The 874-nt window shown below is 31.6% G+C and carries 1 protein-coding gene; it reads right to left on the bottom strand.

Going from position 1 to position 874, the window contains the following annotated elements; genetic code table 11:
• Positions 1-199: 199 nt before the first annotated feature.
• Positions 200-832 (bottom strand): LysE family translocator, encoded by a 633-nt coding sequence (locus ACFSR1_RS08150; protein ID WP_378291421.1) that lies wholly within the window; start codon positions 830-832, stop codon positions 200-202.
• Positions 833-874 lie beyond the last annotated feature (42 nt).

The raw sequence follows: 874 nt of genomic DNA, 5'->3' as shown, positions 1-874 counted from the left end.
TAACGGTTTGTGTATGAAACGTAGCGTGCAAAAAGACACTAACTTTTCGGATAAACATAGAGCCGAATTTTTTATTTTGTTTTTATTTTTTCTATTTTAAAAGCCAAATTAAAAATTTGGTGGTCTTTGTAAATAAGCACAAACTTTTTGGTTTAGCACTTACTAGCTATGTTTTATACACCGTGTTGTGCAATGGTTTTTATTTCGCTTTTGCCAATGCCATTTTTACAGCAAGTCCAGTCAATACAGAAGCCATAAACCACTTCTGTATTCTTAACCAAACTGGTTTTTTAGAGAACCAACTTGCCATGTTAGCGGCTGATATAACAATCAGAAAATTAACTGAAAAACTTATTATTATTTGTATAATTCCGAGTTGAAAACTTTGACCTAATATAGAACCATATTCGGGTTTTATAAATTGAGGAAAAAATGAAAGATAAAATACTGCCATTTTGGGATTCAAGATATTTGTCAAAAGTCCAATATTAAAGAGTTTAAGAGGTTTGTCCGATTTCAGGTTTAGGTCAGCGTCAAAAATTTTGTTATTGGATTTAACAGTATTATAGGCTAAATATAATAAGTAGCCTACTCCAAGAAATTTTACCACTACAAATGCATAAGGGACAGCAAAAAATATTGCGGTAAGTCCAAAAGACACCAAAAGTATATGGAATAAAAATCCACACATTACTCCGAAAAGAGAGATGATTCCAGCTTTTTTTCCTTGTGATAAAGACCTTGAGATTAAATAAATCATATTCGGGCCAGGCGAAATTACCATTATCAATGCGGCTAATCCAAATAGTAATAAATCATTAGTTGGTATCATATTTCTGTTTTTAGTTCTTGGTTTTTAACTGTTGCACAACGT

This window comes from Aquimarina rubra, from assembly GCF_042684305.1.
GTDB classification, from domain to species: Bacteria; Bacteroidota; Bacteroidia; order Flavobacteriales; family Flavobacteriaceae; genus Aquimarina; species Aquimarina rubra.
Note: the sequence above shows the minus strand (reverse complement) of the source record. Positions and strands in the feature narration are given on the sequence as shown.

Bases quoted from the DNA above. Each gene is read 5' to 3' on its own strand.
- ACFSR1_RS08150 (WP_378291421.1), bottom strand. From the start codon at position 832: ATGATACCAACTAATGATTTATTACTATTTGGATTAGCCGCATTGATA.